General features: G+C 58.8%; 16 protein-coding genes and 2 riboswitches. Of the genes, 14 read left to right on the top strand and 2 right to left on the bottom strand.

Going from position 1 to position 17,133, the window contains the following annotated elements:
• Positions 1-13: 13 nt before the first annotated feature.
• Complete coding sequence (locus FCS96_RS04720; RefSeq protein WP_138439060.1) at positions 14-388, bottom strand: hypothetical protein; 375 nt, start codon at positions 386-388, stop codon at positions 14-16.
• A gap of 130 nt (positions 389-518) precedes the next feature.
• Here FCS96_RS04720 and FCS96_RS20035 point away from each other — a divergent pair, with 130 nt between their 5' ends.
• The 6 genes from FCS96_RS20035 (at position 519) to FCS96_RS04695 (ending at position 8,005) form a co-directional block, all read left to right on the top strand.
• Positions 519-695 (top strand): hypothetical protein, encoded by a 177-nt coding sequence (locus FCS96_RS20035; RefSeq protein WP_171040667.1) that lies wholly within the window; start codon positions 519-521, stop codon positions 693-695.
• A 252-nt stretch (positions 696-947) separates the two neighbouring features.
• Positions 948-1,062: riboswitch (guanidine-I (ykkC/yxkD leader) on the top strand.
• Between the two features lie 69 nt (positions 1,063-1,131).
• A complete protein-coding gene (locus FCS96_RS04715; protein ID WP_138439059.1) occupies positions 1,132-1,860 on the top strand; it encodes an urea amidolyase associated protein UAAP1 in 729 nt (242 codons plus the stop codon).
• 17 nt (positions 1,861-1,877) lie between these two features.
• On the top strand, positions 1,878-2,516 hold the full coding sequence (locus FCS96_RS04710; RefSeq protein ID WP_138439058.1) for an urea amidolyase associated protein UAAP2: 639 nt from the start codon (positions 1,878-1,880) through the stop codon (positions 2,514-2,516).
• Positions 2,507-6,133 (top strand): urea carboxylase, encoded by a 3,627-nt coding sequence (uca, locus tag FCS96_RS04705; protein ID WP_138439057.1) that lies wholly within the window; start codon positions 2,507-2,509, stop codon positions 6,131-6,133. The genes FCS96_RS04710 and uca overlap by 10 nt, the downstream gene beginning before the upstream one ends.
• Positions 6,134-6,246: 113 nt before the next feature.
• A complete protein-coding gene (locus FCS96_RS04700) occupies positions 6,247-7,314 on the top strand; it encodes a putative urea ABC transporter substrate-binding protein (RefSeq protein ID WP_138439056.1) in 1,068 nt (355 codons plus the stop codon).
• A 76-nt stretch (positions 7,315-7,390) separates the two neighbouring features.
• Positions 7,391-8,005 (top strand): TetR family transcriptional regulator, encoded by a 615-nt coding sequence (locus tag FCS96_RS04695; RefSeq protein WP_138439055.1) that lies wholly within the window; start codon positions 7,391-7,393, stop codon positions 8,003-8,005.
• 59 nt (positions 8,006-8,064) lie between these two features.
• On the opposite strand, the gene glnT is transcribed toward FCS96_RS04695, so the two are convergent.
• Positions 8,065-9,423, bottom strand: coding sequence for a type III glutamate--ammonia ligase (gene glnT, locus FCS96_RS04690; protein ID WP_138439054.1), 1,359 nt, complete (start codon positions 9,421-9,423; stop codon positions 8,065-8,067).
• A 157-nt stretch (positions 9,424-9,580) separates the two neighbouring features.
• Between glnT and FCS96_RS04685 the strand changes: the two genes are divergently transcribed.
• The 8 genes from FCS96_RS04685 to FCS96_RS04650 all read left to right on the top strand — a co-directional run bounded on the left by FCS96_RS04685 (position 9,581) and on the right by FCS96_RS04650 (position 17,119).
• Positions 9,581-10,624: an alpha/beta fold hydrolase gene (locus tag FCS96_RS04685; RefSeq protein WP_138439053.1), complete on the top strand. Its 1,044-nt coding sequence runs from the start codon at positions 9,581-9,583 to the stop codon at positions 10,622-10,624.
• A 184-nt stretch (positions 10,625-10,808) separates the two neighbouring features.
• Positions 10,809-10,922: riboswitch (guanidine-I (ykkC/yxkD leader) on the top strand.
• Between the two features lie 66 nt (positions 10,923-10,988).
• A complete protein-coding gene (locus FCS96_RS04680; protein ID WP_138439052.1) occupies positions 10,989-11,804 on the top strand; it encodes an ABC transporter permease in 816 nt (271 codons plus the stop codon).
• Complete coding sequence (locus FCS96_RS04675; protein WP_138439051.1) at positions 11,804-12,589, top strand: ABC transporter ATP-binding protein; 786 nt, start codon at positions 11,804-11,806, stop codon at positions 12,587-12,589. The genes FCS96_RS04680 and FCS96_RS04675 overlap by 1 nt, the downstream gene beginning before the upstream one ends.
• A 7-nt stretch (positions 12,590-12,596) precedes the next feature.
• Positions 12,597-14,390, top strand: a complete 1,794-nt coding sequence (gene atzF, locus FCS96_RS04670) for an allophanate hydrolase (protein WP_228264014.1) — start codon at positions 12,597-12,599, stop codon at positions 14,388-14,390.
• 51 nt (positions 14,391-14,441) lie between these two features.
• Complete coding sequence (gene ltaE, locus FCS96_RS04665) at positions 14,442-15,464, top strand: low-specificity L-threonine aldolase (RefSeq protein WP_138439049.1); 1,023 nt, start codon at positions 14,442-14,444, stop codon at positions 15,462-15,464.
• Between the two features lie 246 nt (positions 15,465-15,710).
• The gene (locus FCS96_RS04660) at positions 15,711-15,914 is read left to right on the top strand and encodes a DUF3185 family protein (RefSeq protein ID WP_138439048.1); all 204 of its coding nucleotides are present in this window, start codon (positions 15,711-15,713) and stop codon (positions 15,912-15,914) included.
• A 204-nt stretch (positions 15,915-16,118) separates the two neighbouring features.
• Positions 16,119-16,289, top strand: a complete 171-nt coding sequence (locus FCS96_RS04655) for a PEP-CTERM sorting domain-containing protein (RefSeq protein WP_138439047.1) — start codon at positions 16,119-16,121, stop codon at positions 16,287-16,289.
• A gap of 74 nt (positions 16,290-16,363) precedes the next feature.
• Positions 16,364-17,119 carry a sterol desaturase family protein gene (locus FCS96_RS04650; protein ID WP_138439046.1) on the top strand — a complete coding sequence of 252 codons (756 nt, stop codon included), beginning with the start codon at positions 16,364-16,366 and terminating at the stop codon, positions 17,117-17,119.
• Positions 17,120-17,133 lie beyond the last annotated feature (14 nt).

Below are 17,133 nucleotides of genomic sequence, written 5' to 3'. Positions count from 1 at the left end.
GTGAGTAAGACGGTCATTGAAGTCTAGCAGACTGCGGTACGAGGCAATTCATCGCCGAGATGGCGAGGTCTCGAAACACCGGCTCAGAGGTGACCATACCGGGGAACCTGTCCGCCATGGCTCGGCGGCAGGCGGGCTCTCGCTTCTCACTGCGTTTCACGCAGTCGGTGTGGGCGTCGGAGCCAACGGCAGCGTCGAAGGCGTCTTCGCACAGCTGCGGAACCTGATCGACAGCCCAGTCCACCACCGTGCCACGCTCTGCTGGATTGGCCGCCAGATTGGTAAACCGGCTTGGGTCAACCGGCCCCGGCTTTTCCTGTGACTGGTCCCAGACCACGTAAATCAGTGCCGCTGTGACCAGCGTGACAGTAACCACAGGAAACTTCATGAGCGCGTCCGTATCAGGAAAATGAGCTCTGGATGTTAAAGACTCTGCCGCACCCTGCCAACCCGGCCGTATTCCGTGGCGCGAAATGGACTGGGGACGGACAGAAAACCACAGACCCGTTAATCGAATTATGATGCTATCCCCGGTTTTCGACCTCACCGGCCAGATGACTAACCAGATGGATCAGGTGCAACAGCACGCCGAGTCGGGTGCCGGCCAGGTGGAACAGGCATCCAGTGCGTTCCATGATGTCCGGGATGGCGCGGTGTCGTTGTCCGAAATTATTCGCGACAGGCAACTGGGCTAAACACTGAACTTTCCATTCCAATCTGGTCGGGCGAGCCGCCCAACCAGTCACTCACCAAAACGATGCATTCGGGCACGCTTATCGCACCGAATTGGAGCACCACCTCCCTCCAAAAACCGTCTAACTCCGGGTAAAAAATACAATATTACTATAAAATCAAAGCATTAAGTCAATTGGCATGGATGTTGTTGAGTGTCTGGTACGCAGCGAGACGTTGGTATCTGAAACCACAATCAAAGCGCCACAATCTGACAAATGGTCAACTAGGGTTCCGGCCGGTGTTTCCAGAATAAGGAAATGCGGGTGACTGGTCCGAGAGTTGACGGCCTTTTCCAAGGCTACACGGCGGGACAAAAGCCCGGGAGGATCGATCAGTTACTGACGTCTCTCGTGTTTTTTAAACACTCCCAGCCAACTGGAAAAGGTGGAAAAGGTTATGTTGCAAACCGCAGCCCCCCTCTACGACGATCTGATTCCCGGCGGGTCCCACTGGTCCTTTGTCATGCGCCGCGGCCACGTGCTGCGCCTGATCGATGAAACCGGCGGGGCCAACGTTGGCATGTTGATGTACAACCCCGAGAACCCCCTCGAGCGTTACAACATGCCGGACACCCTGAAAAACCAGCACACTTTTCTGCTGACCAAAGGCCACGTGCTGCTCTCCGATATGGGCCGGGTGTTTGCCTCCATTATCCGCGACGATCTGGGTTGGCACGACACGGTCAGCGGCACCTGCAACGCCGACCTGGTGCAACAACGCTGGGGCCGGAAGACCTATCAGGACGCCCACAACCACTATCACCGCGATGGCTTCTCCAGCTTCCTGAACGAACTGGCCAAGTACGGTCTGGGCAAGAAAGACCTGACCGCCAATCTGAACTGGTTCAGCAAGGCCAAAACCGACGACGACGGCAATATGGCCTTCGCCAATGGCCATTCCCACGCCGGCGCCACTGTCGATCTGCGATTCGAGATGGACACCATTGTGGTCCTGCACACCTGCCCGCACCCGATGCATCCGGCCTCGGAGTATCCGAGCCACCCTCTGCGGTATCAGCTCTTCAAGGCCGCGCCGGTTAACGACGCAGATCCTTGCAAGACGTCATCGCCGGAGGCCACCCGCGCCTTCGCCAATACCGCCCTGTACCACCTGATGCAGGCCTGATAAGGAGGAGGCTCACGATGATTAAAGAAAGCACACTGCACCCCGAAACAGCGGCCTTCCGTGAAACCGTACCGGCCGGCGAATACTTCCTGAAAGTCGTAAAGGCTGGCGAGACCGTTCGCATCCTCGACCTGGAAGGCAACCAGGCCGCCGACACCCTGTTCTACAACGCCCACAATCCAACCGAGCGCTACAGTGCCGTCGATACCATTCGCGAACAGGGCAACGTTTACCTGACCGCCGGTTCCAAACTGATGTCGTCAGAAAACAATCTGATGCTGGAGATCACGGCCGACACTTGCGGGCGTCACGATACCCTCGGCGGCGCCTGCGCGGCTGAGAGCAACACCACCCGCTACGCCCTGGAAAAGAAGTGCATGCACGCGTGCCGGGACAGCTGGCTGGTGGCGGTGACCGAGCACGAAGAGCTGGGCATGAGCAAGCGGGACATCACCCATAACATCAACTTCTTCATGAACGTTCCGGTCACCGCAGACGGCGGCCTGACCTTCGCCGACGGCATTTCCGACGCCGGCAAATACGTGGAGCTGAAAGCCGCCATGGACGTGCTCGTGATGATCTCCAACTGCCCCCAGCTCAATAACCCCTGCAACGCTTACAACCCGACACCGATTGAGGTGCTGGTATGGAGCTGAAGGGAAAATTCGACAAGGTCCTGATTGCCAACCGCGGCGCCATTGCGTGCCGGGTCATTCGCACCCTGCGAGCCATGGGCATCACCTCGGTGGTGGTATACGCCGAAGCCGATGCCGATTCCCTGCACGTGCGCCAGGCCGACGAGGCGTATTCCCTGGGTGACGGCCCTGCTGCAGCAACCTACCTGGACCAGGACAAGCTGTTTGACATCGTTCGCAAAAGTGGCGCTGGCGCCATTCACCCCGGCTACGGTTTCCTCAGCGAAAACGCTGACTTCGCACGCCGCTGTGACGCCGAAAACGTGGTCTTTCTCGGACCAACGCCGGAGCAGATGGAAGAGTTTGGCCTGAAGCACACGGCCCGTGCCCTGGCCGAAGAGGCGGGAGTGCCGCTGCTGCCGGGCACAGAACTACTGACTGATCTGAACGACGCCCTGGAAGCGGCTGATAGCATTGGCTACCCGGTGATGCTGAAAAGCACCGCCGGTGGTGGCGGCATCGGCATGTCCCGCTGCCACAGCGCCGAGGATCTGAGCAAGAGCTTTGAATCGGTCCAGCGTCTGAGCCAGAACAACTTCAGCAACAGCGGTGTGTTCCTGGAGAAGTTTGTCGAGCACGCCCGCCATATTGAAGTGCAGCTGTTCGGCGATGGGCAAGGACAGGTCGCCGCCCTGGGTGAACGGGACTGCTCCGCTCAGCGCCGCAACCAGAAGGTCATCGAAGAAGCGCCGGCACCGGGTCTGACCGACGACGTGCGCACGCGCATGCACGACACGGCCCGCCAGTTGGGCGAGAGTATTGCCTACCGCAGTGCCGGTACCGTGGAGTTCATCTACGACCCCGACACCACTGAGTTTTACTTCCTGGAGGTCAATACCCGCCTGCAGGTGGAGCACGGTGTTACCGAGCAGGTGTACGGTGTTGATATTGTCCGCTGGATGGTGGAACTGGGTGCCGGCACCCTGCCCGACCTTCCGGCTCTGGCCAGTGGGCTGACGGCTTCCGGGCATGCCATTCAGGCCCGGATCTACGCCGAAGACCCGAACAAGGACTTCCAGCCCAGTGCCGGGCTACTGATCAACGTTGTCTGGCCAGAAGACCCACGGTTGCGCATCGACCACTGGATCCAGCCCGGCACCGAAGTGTCGCCGCTGTTCGACCCGATGCTGGCCAAGGTCATCGTGCACGAACCTGATCGCGAGGCCGCGCGCCAACGGCTGATGAGCGCGCTGGATTACAGCCAGCTCTATGGCATTGAGACCAACCTCAAGTATGTGCGTCAGGTGCTGGAGGACGACCGTTTTATCGAGGGCCGGCTATTCACCCGCACCCTCAACGAGTTCGACTACCAGCCCGCCACGGTCGACGTGATCAGTGGCGGTACCCTAACCACCATCCAGGATTACCCTGGCCGGATCGGCTACTGGGAAATCGGCGTGCCCCCGTCCGGCCCGTTCGACAGTTATTCCTTCCGTTTGGGCAACCGCCTGCTCAGGAACGACGAAGGGGCACCGGGTCTTGAAATCACTCTGAAAGGACCGACCCTGGTATTTAACCGGGCGACTCAGATTGTCCTGACCGGCGCCGAACTCAGCGCCAGCCTGGATGGCGAACCCGTACCCTTCTGGCAGGTGCTCGACATTCCCGCCGGCGCCATGCTGCAACTGGGCGCCACCACCGAAGGCGGTGCCCGTGCCTACGTGCTGTTCCGGGGTGGTCTGGACTGCCCCGAATACCTGACGTCCTGCAGCACCTTTACCCTCGGCCAGTTCGGTGGTCACTGCGGCCGTGCCCTCAGAGCCGGTGATGTGCTCTCGTTACCGGATGCTAAGCCGGCACAGGCGGCAGTCATGCCAGCAGATCTGAAGCCGACCATTGGCAAAACCTGGAAGCTGCACGTGACTTATGGCCCCCACGGCGCTCCGGACTATTTCACCGAGCAAGACATCGAGACCTTTTTCGCCAGCGACTGGGAGATTCATTACAACTCCAGCCGCACCGGCGTTCGCCTGATCGGCCCGAAACCGGAATGGGCCCGCAGCGACGGCGGCGAAGCCGGTATGCACCCATCGAACATTCATGACAACGCCTACGCCGTCGGCACCGTAGATTTCACCGGCGACATGCCGGTGATTCTCGGCCCGGACGGCCCCAGTCTGGGTGGCTTTGTGTGCCCAGTGACCGTCATCAGCGCCGACCTGTGGAAGCTGGGCCAGCTCAAAGCCGGCGACAAGGTGCAGTTTGTACCGGTGAGCCAGGATCAGGCCGTGGCCCTCCGCGAAGCGCTGGACGAGTCGGTGTCGCTGTTAACGGCGGCGGCGACAACGGTCACGCCCATTAAACCTCAAACGCCCATTCTTGCCTCCCTGAGCACCGACGAACACGAGACCGGCGTGGTCTACCGGGCTGCCGGCGACAATTACGTGCTGGTGGAATACGGCCCGATGGAGCTGGATATTCGCCTGCGCTTCCGCGCTCACGCGCTGATGCTCTGGCTGCGGGAACGTGATCACGAAGCTATTCTGGAACTTACCCCCGGCATCCGGTCACTGCAGGTGCACTACGACAGCCGGGCCCTGAGTCAGCGCAGTCTGCTTGATCTGTTGATCGGTGCTGAGAAGGAACTGGAGAAGCAGCCCGAATGGGACGTTCCGGCCCGGATTGTTCACCTTCCCTTGTCCTGGGATGACGAGGCCTGTCATACCGCCATCCAGAAATACATGCAGTCGGTCCGCAAGGACGCACCCTGGTGTCCGAGCAACCTGGAGTTCATTCGCCGCATTAACGGGCTCGACAGCATCGATGAGGTCAAGAAGACCCTGTTTGAGGCCAGCTATCTGGTCATGGGCCTGGGTGACGTCTACCTAGGTGCGCCGGTGGCGACCCCGCTGGATCCACGTCACCGTCTGGTGACGACCAAGTACAACCCGGCCCGCACCTGGACTGCGGAAAACTCCGTGGGTATCGGCGGCGCCTACCTGTGCATCTACGGCATGGAAGGCCCTGGTGGCTACCAGTTTGTGGGCCGCACGCTGCAGATGTGGAACCGCTATCGCACCACCGAATTCTTCGAGGACGGCAAACCCTGGTTGCTGCGGTTCTTTGACCAAGTGCGCTTCTACGAGGTCAGCGCCGAGGAACTGCAACGGATCCGGCGCGATTTCCCCAACGGTGACTATCCAATCAAGGTCGAGCACACCCGTTTCAACCTGAAGGACTATGAACAGTTTCTGGCCGACAACAATCATGAGATCCAGGACTTCACCGGCAAACGCCAGCAGGCGTTCGATGAAGAACTGCAGCGCTGGATCGAATCAGGCCAGATCAACTTCAGCTCTGAAGCACCGATCGAGGACACCGGCGAAGACGACATCGCCAACTTGCCTGAAGGCCAGCACGCGGTGGAAAGCCACGTCGCCGGCAACCTCTGGGAATGTCTGGTGCAGGTAGGCGACACCATTGAGGCCCAGCGGCCCGTGGCCGTGATTGAGTCCATGAAGATGGAGATTGAACTTCTGAGCCCAGTCAGCGGACGGATCGTCGAAATTCGTCGCGAGGCCGGCCAGGCCGTCGCCCCCGGCGCACCGGTGGTCATTATTGAAGAGAACACGGACTAGAGAGCACGGACTAGCGAGCTCGTATTGGAGAGCTCTGACGGATGCCAACAATGGAAAAGCGAAACAAAGAACATCAACCTTCTAATAGCGGGCCACGCCCGAGGAGAGACTCCATGAAAAAAGGCAATTTCAGCAAGCGTCTGGCGGCCGGTCTGGTGACGGCCTCCCTGTCTCTGGGCGCCCTGGCCCAGGAACGGGATTCCTTCAGCATCGCCTGGACCATCTACGCCGGCTGGGTACCCTGGCAGTACGCCGAAGACAGCGGCATCATGAAGAAGTGGGCGGACAAGTACGACATCGACGTGGATATCGTCCAGGTCAACGACTACATCGAATCCATTAACCAGTTCACCGCCGGCCAGTTCGATGGCGTGGTCGCCACCAGCATGGATGGCCTGTCCATTCCGGCCGCCTCCGGCGTCGACACCACGGCACTGATCGTGGGTGATTACTCCAACGCCAACGACGGACTGGTATCCAAGGATGCCAAGGCCATCGCGGACCTGGAAGGTGAAACTGTGCACCTGGTGGAGCTGTCGGTATCCCATTACCTGCTGGTCCGAGCATTGAATGAGGTCGGCCTGGAAGAGCGGGACATCAGTGTCGTGAACATTTCCGATGCCGACCTGGTATCGGCATTCCAGACCGACGATGTACGTCATGTAGCCACCTGGAACCCACTGCTGTCAGAGGTTGAAGCCTACCCCGAGGCTACCAAGCTGTTCGATTCCAGCCAGATTCCAGGACACATCAAGGACCTGACGCTGGTCAACACCGACACACTGGCCGACAACCCGAAACTCGGCAAAGCATTGGTAGGCGCCTGGTACGAAACCATGAGCATCCTGAAAGCGGACACCGAAGAAGGTGCCGAAGCCCGTGCCTTCCTGGGAGAACTGTCTGGCACGGATCAGGCCGGTTACGAAGCCCAACTCGCCGGCATGAAGATGTTCTGGGAACCACAGATGTCTGTAGATTTCATCAACAGCAAAGAAGCGCATGCGGCCATGGACAGCGTCCGCCAGTTCTCCTTCGACAAGGGTCTGCTGGGCCAGGGGGCCATGAGCCCAGACTTCGTCGGGATTGAGTTCCCGGACGGCTCCATCATGGGTGATACGGGTAATGTGAAGCTGCGCTTCAATGATGATTACATGGAGATGGGCGCCAACGGCGAGCTGTAAACCACTGCTTGCCTACTTCCTACGCCAAGGGCACGATACTCGTGCCCTTTTTCGTTTTCCGAGAGTTATCAGGTTCATGCGCCGCACCAAAGAAGAAGCAGAAAAAACCCGCCAAACCGTGCTCGAGGCCGCCCTGAAACTGTTCAGCCGGGACGGCTACTCATTGACCACACTAAGCCGCATCGCCGACGAAGCCGGCTGCAGCCGAGGCCCGATCTACTGGCACTTTCAGAACAAGGATGATCTTTACGAGGCGGTACTTGCTTACTCCCAGGACCCGCTGGAACGACTGGTCAGCGAATGCGAGGCCATGGCGGATACGCCACTGGACGCCATGGACCATTTCATCGAACGCTGGTTAGGACTACTCGCCACCAACCGCCGTTATCGGCAGTCATTCGAGATTCTGCTGAACAAAACCGAACTCACTGATGCCATGAGCCGCACCCTGAAGCGGGAACGACAACTGACCCAATCCATCATCACCCTGTTTCAGAACCTGGTTGAACGGTCCAAAGCCGAGGGCCTGATCACCACGGAGGAAAGCGCCAAGGAACTGGGACTGCTGAGCTACACCTACCTGATGGGCATCACCCAGACCTGGCTGTTCGCGCCCAAGCTGTTCTCACTGAAGCAGGAAGCGCCCTTTTTCCAACGGCAGTTCTGGGCACTGCTGGGCCTTAAAGCCTAACACGCAAAAAACCGGCCCTGGGGCCGGTTCCTGTTTGCACAATAATCTGTGCCGGAAGTTCAGAACATCTTCAGATAGCGGTCCACTTCCCAGGCCGAGACGTGGTTCTGGTAGCTCTCCCACTCTTCCCGCTTGGTCTCGATAAAGCTGTTGAACATCGCCTCACCGAACACTTCTTTCGCGAGAGGATCCGCTTCAAACGCGTCCACAGCTTCACCCAGGTTTCGCGGCAGATACTCGATACCCTGCTCAGCGATTTCAGCGTCGCTGTAGTTGTACATATTCTCATGGTGTGGCGCGCCGGCATCCAGGCCTTCGCGGATACCTTCAAGCCCAGCGGCGAGAATCAGGGCGCTGCCCAGGTATGGGTTGCAGGCAATATCCGCCGCCCTGCACTCAATGCGACCGCCCATGCCCGGAATCCGGATCATGTTGGTGCGGTTGTTGGAGCCGTAGCACATAAACACCGGCGCCCAGGTTGAGCCCGACATGCTGCCCTGGCGCACCAGGCGCTTGTAGCTGTTGACCGTCGGCGCAATCACCGCACTGATGGCGGCACCGTGTTTCAACACACCGGCAATGAAGTGGTAGGCAATCTTGCTGATACCACAGCCGTGCTCATCGTCACCCTTGGGTTCGAACAGGTTCTCCCCGGTTTTGATGTCCGCCAGTGACATATTGTAGTGGGCGCCGCTGCCGGTGCGGTCGGCAAAGGGTTTGGGCATGAAGCTGGCGAACGCACCGTGCTTGCGGGCAATCTCATTGGCCATCATGCGGAAAAACACCAGACGATCCGCCATGGTCAGGCCATCGGCGTATTTGAAGTCGGTCTCGAACTGGCCGTTGGCGTCCTCGTGGTCGAAGGAATACACGTCCCAGCCCAGCTCGTTCATGGCATCAACCAACTCGTCCACGATATGCAGGTTATCCATCAGCGCGCGCGGGTCGTAGCAGGGTTTGCCTAACGTGTCGCGATCACTCAATGGCTGAAAGCCGCCGTCTTCGGTGTCCCGGAACAGGAAGAATTCGGTTTCTATGCCGAGATTAAAGCGGTAGCCCATGTCGGCTGCGGCGCTGAGCTGACGGCGGAAAATGTTGCGTGAACAAGCCTCGAACGGCTTGCCGTCGAGATAGAGGTTGCCAGGGAACCAGGCCAGCTGTCGATTCCAGGGGCATACCGCAAGGCCACCGGCATCGGGCATGGCCGCTACTTCGTTGTCCGAGATGTCCTGGGGAACGCCATCCAGGGCGGCGCCGGTATAAAGCTCGGATCCTTCCATCATTTGTCCCAGGTGAGCCACAGGCACAAACTTGCCTTTGGTTACCCCGTGGATATCCACGTAGCTGGCAATGGCGTATTTCACGCCAGCGTCCGCAAGTCGCTGTTTCAAAGCCTGGGTGTTGGTTAATTCAGTCATTCTCGTTCTCCTCTTGGCCCGTAGCCCGGGCAGTCAGTCTGAGTTCTGGCACGTTTCTTCCTTTGTTTTAATCATTCAACTTACATGCCAGCATGTATGTAAAAGCATTTTCGGACGCCTTGATTAATCAGAAAAAGACACCGGACCAGGGATTTAAATGGCTATAGAACAATGGGTTAAACGTGATTTTCAGGCCGGCGACCTACCACTGGCCAACGGCGATGTACTGGTAAATGCCCGCCTTCACTACCACCAGATTGGCCAGCTGAATGCACCAAAAGACAACCTGATTCTGCTGCCCACGTACTACGGTGGTGCAGCGGTGGGGAATCATCCGTGGGTGGGCAAAAAGAGCGCCAATGCCAACCTGCTGGACCCGGATCGGTATTGCATCGTCATCCCAGCGCTATTGGGCGCGGGGGAATCTTCTTCCCCGTCCAACACCCACGGCCCCCAGGCCGGGGCAGATTTCCCGGCGATCAGTCTTTACGACAACGTGCTCTTGCAAAAACGATTGGTGGACGAGGTGTTCGGCGAAGCCCGTCTGGCTCTGGTGATGGGCTGGTCTATGGGAGGCATGCAGGCCCTGCAGTGGGGCAGCCTGTTCCCGGAGCGGGTTGGCGCCGTCCTGGCCACTTGCTGCACCGCACGCTGCTACCCCCACAACCGGATGTTTCTGGAGGGCGTTAAGGCGGCATTGACCTGCGATCCCGCTTTTCAGGATGGCCGCTATCAGACCCTACCGGCACGTGGGCTCAAAGCCTTTGCCCGGGTATACGCCGGCTGGGCTTACTCGCAGGCGTTCTTTCGTGAAAACCTCTGGCGCGAGCTGGGCTTCCGCTCAATCGAGGAGTTGCTGGCATTCTGGGAGCAGGATCACCTGGGCCAGGACGCCAATGACCTTCTTTCAGTCCTGGCCACCTGGCAAGGCGGGAATATCTCAGACAATCCTGTCTTTAATGGCGATTACGCTGCTGCCCTGTCCGCGATCACCATGCCCACAAGAGTGATGCCCTCCGCCACCGATCTGTACTTCACCGCGGAGGATGCCACTTTTGACGCCGCACGAATGCCAGGTGCTGAGCTGCAGGTACTGGAGTCGCACTGGGGGCACATTGCCGGTGGTGCCGGCAGGGACACCATGAGCCATGCGCAGATTCTGAATGCCGCAGCATCACTCCTTAGTCAAAGAGGCCAATAACGGTGCACATGAAAAGCGCGCGCCCTAATTTGGTGCTTCCCTTCCCGGCGCTACCACCCATAAAAGGGCGACACTGGTGGTTTTTTAAAGGTGGCACGCCCCCTGCAACGAATTCAGCAGACGGTTACTACAACCATCATCCGTTCACAGCAACACCGCATACCATGCGACAGACACAACGGACACAATGGGTGACTAGGGTTCCGGCCCGGGCTGACATCAACCATCGGCCCGGGTGGCTGGTCCGAGAGTTACCGACCTCTGGGAGGTTACACGGCGGGATAAAAGCCCGGGAGACTGAATCGCAAGCGACTGCCTTGTCTGCGATGTCCATGCCGTGTTGTGCGACCAGAGGAAACGCCTTATGCGACAGATCAACCGACATCCCGGAAGGGTTTCCGCCACCCTGCTAGGCTTGCTCCCTTTCCTGCTGATAGCCCTCATCTACAGCATCGCCTCCCAAGAACGTCTTGCAGACAATCCCAACGACAAACTGCTTCCCGGCCTTGAACAGATGACCGCCGCTGTCGACCGCATGGCGTTTCAGGAGGATCGACGCAGCGGCGACTTCCTGATGTGGCAGGACACCACCGCCAGCCTGGCACGATTGGGCATTGGCGTTGGTGTCGCCGCATTACTGGCGCTGTTTGTCGGCATCCTGAACGGGGTTTTGCCACTGGTACGCGCTAACCTTGCGCCGTTAGTGTCTGCCCTTTCCATGGTGCCTCCACTGGCGATACTGCCCATCCTGTTTATCGTGTTTGGTCTGGGCGAACTCTCCAAAGTGATGCTGATCGTAATCGGCACTGCTCCCATCATGATGCGCGATGTTGCCCAGCGAGTGCGTGAACTGCCCGGTGAGCAACTGATCAAGATCCAGACACTGGGTGCCAACTCCTGGCAGGTGATCACTCGCATGGCTCTGCCCCAAGTGCTGCCTCGATTGATCGACGCCGTTCGCCTGAGCCTGGGCCCCGCCTGGCTGTTCCTGATCGCTGCAGAAGCCATTGCCTCAACCGAGGGGCTGGGTTACCGGATCTTCCTGGTGCGGCGTTATCTCGCCATGGACGTGATCCTGCCTTACGTCATCTGGATTACCATCCTCGCCATAGTCATCGACCAATGCCTGCGTTTTACCAACCGCCGGCTGTTCCCCTGGTACAACGCAGGAGGCCACTAATGAGCTTTATTTCGGTTAAAAAACTGTGGAAGGAATACGGCGATCAGGTTGTGTTGGAAAACCTGAATCTCGAAGTAAAAGAAGGGGAATTTTGTACGCTTGTCGGTGCCTCTGGCTGCGGCAAGTCCACCTTTCTGAAAATGCTGCTGGGGCAGGAGACAGCCTCGCGCGGTGAGCTCAGCCTGCAGGGCGAGCAGTTCCCGGGCCAGCCTGATCGAAATCGCGGCATCGTGTTCCAGCGCTATTCCGTGTTCCCTCACCTGACCGTGCGCGAGAACGTGTTGCTGGGACTGGAACTTGAGCAAAAACCCCTGCTCGGCAAGCTCTTTGGCAAGGCTCGAAAAGATGCCCTCGCCCAGGTCGATGCCATGCTGGAGGCCGTCGGGTTGGGCCACGCTCTCAACAAATGGCCCCATGAGTTATCGGGCGGCATGCAGCAGCGGCTGGCCATCGCCCAGTCGTTCATCATGAAGCCGCGCATTCTGTTGCTCGATGAACCCTTCGGCGCACTGGATCCCGGCATTCGCGGTGACATGCACGACCTGATTCTTAAGCTCTGGCGCGAATCGGGCACGACAATCTTTATGGTCACCCACGATCTCCATGAAGGTTTTTATCTCGGTACCCGGCTGTTGGTCTTCGACAAAATCCGCAACGACCCCCAGAACCCGGAAGCCTATGGCGCGACTATCTCCTACGACTTGCCCATCGGCCAATCCGACCCACAGCTTTACCAGAGCATCGAATCATCCGTTTCAGAAACATCCCGACAACTGTCAGCGTGAGGCCAATGTGAAAACCACGACCATCAATCTCGACCTAACCTCACTGCGCAACGCCTACCTGAGCGGCGAACAAACGCCCGCCAGCGTGGTGGCGCACCTGCTGCAACGCGCCAGCGAGTTCGATCACCACAACATCTGGATTCATCGCGCCACGGAGGCCGAGTTGGCGCCGTATCTGGAGCGCCTGCAGCAGTGCGAACCAGAGGACCTGCCGCTTTACGGTATCCCGTTCGCAGTGAAAGACAACATCGACGTCGCTGGCATGCCCACCACTGCCGCCTGTGAAGCCTTCCGCTATCAGCCTGAGAGCCACGCCGCCGTCGTTGAAGCTCTTGTTGAGGCCGGAGCCATACCACTGGGAAAAACCAACCTGGACCAGTTTGCCACCGGTCTGGTGGGCACCCGATCGCCGGAGCCATGGGGCGCCTGTCGCAACAGCATCAACCCTGACTATGTTTCTGGCGGATCGTCCGCAGGCTCAGCGGTCGCGGTCGCTCTAGGCCTTGCAAGTTTCTCGCTGGGCACCGATACCGCAGGTTCCGGGCGGGTGCCGGCAGCGTTTAACAACCTGATCGGTCTCAAACCCACACTCGGCCGTATTAGCGTTCGTGGTGTGGTGCCTGCGTGCCAGAGCCTGGATTGCGTGTCTATCTTTGCCCGCTCGGCCGATCAGGCCCGTGATGTCCTGGCGGTCGCCTCAGCGCCCGATGCCGAAGACTCCTGGCAGAAAACGCCACCCACTGGACGCACGCCATTACCGGAAAACTTCCGATTCGGGGTGCCTGCCGATCATCAACTCGTTTTCGATAACGACGACGTTAAGAAACTGTTCGAACGCAGTCTTGTGGCTCTGGAAGCCCTCGGTGGCGAACGCATCGAGGTCGACTTTGCCCCCTTCCTGGAGGCCGCCCGGCTGCTTTATGAAGGCCCCTGGGTGACTGAGCGCTACCTCGCCACCCAGCCGCTGATCGACAAACAGCCGGAGGCGCTACTGCCAGTCACGTACGACATCATCAGCCAGGGCTCCGCACCCAGTGCTGCCGATGCGTTTGCAGCCCAGTACCGGCTGCAGGCTCTCAAGCGGTCCGCTGACACGATGATGGACCAGATTGATGTGATGGTAACGCCCACCACTCCCGGCATTTACACCCTTGCCGAACTGGAGGCCGAACCCATCAGCCGGAACAGTCGCCTGGGCATCTACACCAACTTCATGAATCTTCTGGATTACAGTGCAGTCGCCGTGCCGGGCGGGTACCTCGCCAACGGCCTGCCCCTCGGTTGCACCCTGTTTGCCGATGCATTCCAGGACGAAGCCCTGCTGTCTCTGGCAGCGCGCCTGCATCCGCAAGCGGTCGATCAGGTGGGCGCCCTGACCGATCTGCTCGATAGCCCGGAATTTGAAGCAACAGAAGGCACGATCGACGTGCTGGTTTGTGGCGCGCACCTTTCGGGGCTGCCCCTGAATCATCAGCTGACTGAGCGCAAAGGCACCCTGGTTCAAACAACCGAAACCTCACCCGCCTATCGCATGTACTTGCTTGACGGTGGCCCGCCATTCCGCCCAGGTCTGATCCGCGACACCGAGGCGGGCAGCCCGCTCCCGGTGGAAATCTGGCGCCTGCCCGCCGACCAGTTCGGTAGCTTCGTCGCCGGCATCCCCGCTCCTCTGGGCATTGGCAAAGTCGAGTTGGCTGACGGCCGCTGGGTCAGCGGCTTTATCTGCGAACCAATTGGCCTGGAAGGCGCGAAGGAGATAACATCGCTCGGAGGCTGGAGGGGCTATCTGGCCACTATCTAACTAAGCGGCCTAACTGGCCACGATTTAATTTAGAGGCTAGGAGCTGCCACCTTGATCGATTTCCGTAGTGATACCGTTACCAAACCGACCCCGGAGATGCGCGAGGCAATGGCGCGCGCGGAGGTAGGCGACGATGTCTACGGAGATGATCCCACCGTCAACAGCCTCGAGGCTTACGCCGCCGACCGGCTCGGCTTTGAGGCGGCTCTATTCACCGCCAGCGGTACCCAGGCCAACCTGCTGGCAATCATGAGCCACTGTGGCCGGGGCGATGAGTACCTGTGCGGTCAGGCCGCCCACAACTATCGCTACGAGGGCGGCGGCGCTGCCGTGCTGGGGAGCGTTCAACCCCAGCCCATCGAGAATGAGCCGGACGGCAGCATCAATCTGGACAAGGCCCGCGCCGCGATAAAGGCCGACGATTTCCATTTCGCCATGACCCGCCTGCTGTCACTGGAAAATACCATCGGCGGCAAGGTGCTTTCCCTGGACTACCAACGCCAGGCGCGTGCCTTCTGTGATGAGCATGGGCTGCAACTGCACCTGGACGGTGCCCGGGTATTCAACGCAGCGGTCGCTTGCCATTGCGACATCACGGAGATCACCCGGCACTATCACTCGGTCAGTGTTTGTTTATCGAAAGGTCTCGGCGCTCCAGTGGGCTCACTGCTGTTGGGTTCAGAGGACTTCATTAAACGCGCCAGACGGCTGCGCAAGATGGTGGGTGGCGGCATGCGCCAGGCCGGCATCCTTGCCGCAGCCGGCAAGATCGCACTCGGCCAGGGGCCGCGACGGCTGCAAGAGGACCACGACAACGCCCAGGCGCTGACCGCCGGTCTTGCCGAAATTCGCCAGCTGGAAGTTGATCTCGCTAGCACACAAACCAACATCGTCTATGCCCGCTGCCGGGTTGGCCAGGCGACGGACTTGCGCGATCACCTGGCTGAACAAGGCATCCTGATCACCGCCGGCAATCCGCTTCGCTTTGTCACCCATCGTGATGTTAACCGCCAGGATGTGGACCGATTACTGACTGCCATCCGTCAGTTTTATCAGGCCAAACAAGCTTCGTAGGCCTTTCTCGCCTTTGCCCTTAACTCCCCTTCGGCGCGCCAAATTACCCACAACATCTGTGGATAACTTTGTTAGCACATGAAGGATAGGTGGCTTGGAGCCCCTGATACCGGGCACTACCAAAATCTGGTGGCAAATTGATCGAAAGAACTCACAGACAATGTTCTTGCCGGACAATCGTTGAGATGCCAAGCTCCGAGGGTTTCCAGAAGATACATCCAACAAGCACCTGAAAAGGAACACGAAATGGGAAGCTCGAAACTCGTAGGTGTGGTATTGCTCGTGGTAGGTATTGCTCTGCTCTTCTTCGGCTATCAGTCTACCCAGTCGGTGGGCGGTCAAATTACCGAAACCTTCACAGGCCAATATACAGACGAAACCATGTGGTTCCTGATCGGCGGTGCCGCCGCCGCTGCAGCCGGTGCGTTCCTGACCTTTTTCAGGAAGTAAGGCCCATGCCCGATGTATGAGGGAGCTCGCCTGCATGGGCTCCCCCGCTTCCAATACGCGCCAAGAAAAAACGTCCTGCCAAATAGTCAGTTTTTTTTACACCATGGCTTTCCAATAATCTTAATATGCTGATTTTATAAGCCTTATGAATAAGGTGCGAATGTTGCTTAGGTATCCGAGAACCCACGAAAAGGAGTTCTTTCCGTGAAGACAACAATTGCCTTCGTACTTTTATCTCTAATCTCTGCCGCAGCAATGGCAGGTGGTGTTGGTGGAGAGTTTCAGCCGCCTGCATCCGTACCTGAACCCGGCATTCTCGGCCTGTTCGCCACCGCCGGTGTCATGCTGTTTCTTGCAAGGAAGTTTCGCAAGTAGATCAGTGCTGCGGGGTGCGAGCTTTGGCTGTATCGTAGTCCGCGGGTCATTGAGCCTGTTCGGCGAGGGGCCTCATGGGAATCTATGGGCTGGTAACACTGGTCGGAGTCGTTTTGCTGCTGGCGCTTGAGCCCATCCTCGCCAGGAATCCGCTGCATTATTCCCGCTTGGCCCGCTGGAGCAATAACATCGGGCTCGCCTTCACCAACGAGCTAATACGCTTCTTTTTACCGCTGGCTTTGGCGCTGGTCGCGTTCGACGGGCCATGGCGGGCCTTTAATGCCAGCTCCCTTGGACTGCTTTGGGGCACACTTCTGGCATTTATCGTCATGGACCTCAGTCTGTACTGGGTTCACCGCTTCAGTCACGAACTGCGCTGGTTGTGGCGCCTGCATCGCACTCACCATAGCGACCTGGATATGGACGTTACCACCACTTTCCGGCACCACCCCGGCGAAGTTGGCCTTACACTGATCCTGATGTCCGGGTTTATTGGTCTGCTTGGCTTCACACCCGCCCACCTGCTGACGTATGTGCTCTTGCACAGGTGTTTTGCGCTCTGGTCGCATTCGAACGTCCGTCTGCCTGAGGGCCTGGAACGACAGCTCGCCATAGTATTTGTCACCCCAAGGGTGCACCAGATCCACCATTCCGCCTGGCAACCAGAAACCGACAGCAATTACGGGCAGATCCTTACCCTTTGGGACCGCCTGTTCAAAACCTACCTCTCACCGGATCAGGTGCCCTGCCCGGCTCGCTTTGGTCTGGAAAATTTTCGATCCGACGACGACCAACGCCTGGGCGCACTCTTCGCCCAACCCATTCGTTAGCCACAACAAACTAG

It is taken from the genome of Marinobacter alexandrii (assembly GCF_005871205.1).
In the GTDB taxonomy this organism is placed as follows: Bacteria; Pseudomonadota; Gammaproteobacteria; order Pseudomonadales; family Oleiphilaceae; genus Marinobacter; species Marinobacter alexandrii.
Note: the sequence above shows the minus strand (reverse complement) of the source record. Positions and strands in the feature narration are given on the sequence as shown.